Source organism: Hyphomonas sp., from assembly GCF_046313735.1.
GTDB lineage: Bacteria > Pseudomonadota > Alphaproteobacteria > Caulobacterales > Hyphomonadaceae > Hyphomonas.
In genome coordinates, this window is sequence record NZ_JBKBXW010000089.1 from 1 (window position 1) to 2861 (window position 2861).

Here is a 2861-nt window from a genome sequence, read left to right on the forward strand (position 1 = left end):
ATTTCGAAGTGAAGGACCTGCTGGTGCCGGCCGGCCGGTCGGTCTCGCTCGTCACGGACAAGCCCCGCGAGCCGGGCGCCCTCTACAAGTTTCCCGCCTTCGGGCTCCTGTCGCTCGGCGTGTGCGCCGTTGCGCTCGGCAATACCCGCGGCGCGCTCGATGCCTTCCACGCTCTCGCCACCATCAAGAAGAGCCAGGGCTCTTCGAAAACCCTATCTGAGCGCCAGACCATGCAGGCCGAGTTTGCAAGATGCGAAGCCGCTTGGCGCGCGGCCCGCGCCTACCTCTTCGCGGAAATCGACCGTGTCTGGACAATCGCCCAGGGCGACGGCGACATTCCCATGGAAGCGCGCGCCGACCTCCGCCTTGCCTGCACACATATGACCCGCACCGGCGCAGACATCTGCCGCACGCTGTATGATCTCGGCGGCGGCGCGGCTCTGTTCGAAACCAGCGACCTGCAACGCCGTTTCCGCGATGCCCACGCCATCACCCAGCATATCGTCACCGCACCCTCGACCTTCGAACTCACCGGCCGCATCCTCTTCGGCCTGCCGACCGATGGCGGGATGGTCTGACCGGGAGCCTCTGTAAGCGCCAACAATTCTGATCCGCCAGCGTTGTCCTTTCCCCCGAATTGCGAATAAGTTGCAACCGGGCTTTCCGGGGTAGGGACATGAGTCAATCGCTGGGCATCGGCATGGCCGGGGCGGGCATAGGCGGGCTGGCGGCGGCGGTGCTGCTCGCGCGGGAGGGCCACCGCGTCACCCTGTTCGACCAGTTCGAAAAAGCCGGCCCCGTCGGGTCGGGCCTCATGCTGCAGGAAACCGGCCTCGCCGTCCTCGCCGAAATGGGCCTCAGGGCAAAAGTCGAAGCGCTCGGCACGCCGATACTGCGCCTCCACGGCGTCTCCACCGACACAGGCCGCGCGGTCCTCGATGTCCGCTACCGCGCCCTGCGCCCCAGCCTCGCTGGCCTCGGCCTCCAGCGCGCCGCCCTGTTCGATGTGCTGCATGAGGCCGCGATGGCGGCCGGCGCGCGCATCCTCAAAGGCACCCGCATTACCGCCGCCAATGGCCAGACCGGCATTCTCGTTGATGCCGGCGGCGGGGCGCATGGCCCCTACGACCTGCTGATTGATGCGCTCGGCGTGCGCTCGCCGCTCTCGTCTGCACCGAAAAAAGAGCTCACCTATGGTGCGCTCTGGGCGACGCTACCCTGGCCGGACGCCGGCCCGTTCGATCACACCGCGCTGGAACAGCGCTACGAAGCCGCGCGCAAGATGGCCGGCGTGATGCCGTCCGGCCGGATGGCGCAGGGCGCGCCGGACAGCCTGACTTATTTCTGGTCGATCCGGGCCGACCAGTATGACGCCTTCCGCGCCGCGCCGCTGATCCACTGGAAAGACGCCGCTCGCACGCTCTGGCCCGAGACAGACATCCTGCTCAGCCAGATCACGGATCATGACCAGTTCACTTTCGCCCGTTACCGCCATCGCACCCACGGGCCGGTCGTCGAGGGCCGCCTCGTCCATATCGGCGACGCCTGGCACGCGGCCAGCCCGCAGCTGGGGCAGGGCGCAAACATGGCGCTGCTGGATGCCTACGGCCTGATGAAAGCGTTTCACGGCGAAGCGGATGTCGCCCGCGCGCTGCAACGCTTCCTCAGGCTGCGCGCCTTCCATGTCCGCCTCTACCAGTTGATGACCTGGGCCTTCACGCCGGTCTACCAGTCCGACGGCGCGGTCAATCCCTGGCTGCGCGACCGTTTCGCCGCGCCGCTCCTGCGCCTCTGGCCCGCCCCGCCGATCCTCGCAGGCCTGGTAGCGGGCGGCTTCGGGTCGCCGCTGAAACGGCTGGGACTGAAGGCGGCGCGGTAAGCCCTCACCCCACGCCTTCAGCGCGGGAGAGGGGTTAAGTGAAACGCCTCTTACCCCTCTCCCATGAAATGGGAGAGGAGGGGCCCATCGCGCAGCGATGGGAGGTGAGGGCCCGCCCAAAGGGCGGCGGAGGTGAGGACCTACCGCTGACACCCCGGACAATAAAACGTCGACCGCCCCGACTGCACGATTCGTTGCACCGTACCCCCGCAGCGTTTGCAGCCCTGTCCCTCCCGGTCATAGACATCAAACCGGTGCTGGAAATAGCCGAGCGCCCCATCCGTCGAGGCAAAGTCCGAAATCGACGAGCCGCCCGCCTCGATCGCCTCGGCAATCACCGCATCAATCGCCGGGGCCAGCCGCGCCGCCCGCTGGCCTGGTATGCTGCGGCACAAGCGCTTCGGCGAGATCCCCGCCCGGAACAGCGCTTCGCACACATAGATATTGCCCAGCCCTGCGATCACCTTCTGGTCCAGCAGCGCCGCCTTGATCGGCGCCGCCTTGCCGGCCAGCACCTGGTTCAGATAGGCATGCGAGAACAGGTTGGTCAGCGGCTCAGGCCCCATCGCGGCCAGCCGTGGATAGGCGCCAAGGTCTGCTTCCGGCCAAAGCTCCATGAACCCGAAACGGCGCGGGTCGTTATAGGTCACCGTATCCCCGCCCTCCATATGGAAGACGACATGGTCATGCGCCGCGATTCCGCCCGCGCTGAAATGAAACGCGCCCGGCCTCTGTCCGCCAATAGTGAACCGCCCGGTCATGCCGAGATGCATGATCAGCACCTCGCCCGTCGAGAGATGCGCCGCGAGAAATTTCGCCTTCCGCGCGAGCCGCTCGATCCGCGCATCCGCCAGCCGTTCCACAAACCGCTCCGGCAGCGGAAAGCGCAGATCCGCCCGGCGCTGCTCCACGCGCGCGATGCGCCGGCCCTCCATCACAGGTGCAAGGCCGCGGCGAACTGTCTCGACTTCAGGTAATTCAG

3 protein-coding genes are annotated in these 2861 nt (G+C 67.0%); 2 read left to right on the forward strand and 1 reads right to left on the reverse strand.

Features of this window, described 5'->3' with window-relative positions; genetic code table 11:
* The coding region (locus ACK4SV_RS16585) for an acyl-CoA dehydrogenase family protein (protein ID WP_409918953.1) at positions 1-578 on the forward strand (578 nt) is incomplete at its 5' end.
* A 98-nt stretch (positions 579-676) separates the two neighbouring features.
* Positions 677-1879 carry an FAD-dependent oxidoreductase gene (locus ACK4SV_RS16590; RefSeq protein WP_409918954.1) on the forward strand — a complete coding sequence of 401 codons (1203 nt, stop codon included), beginning with the start codon at positions 677-679 and terminating at the stop codon, positions 1877-1879.
* A 140-nt stretch (positions 1880-2019) separates the two neighbouring features.
* Here the strand turns inward: ACK4SV_RS16590 and mutM are convergent.
* Positions 2020-2861 (reverse strand): bifunctional DNA-formamidopyrimidine glycosylase/DNA-(apurinic or apyrimidinic site) lyase (mutM, locus tag ACK4SV_RS16595; RefSeq protein ID WP_409918955.1); only part of this gene is annotated, 842 nt, incomplete at its 5' end.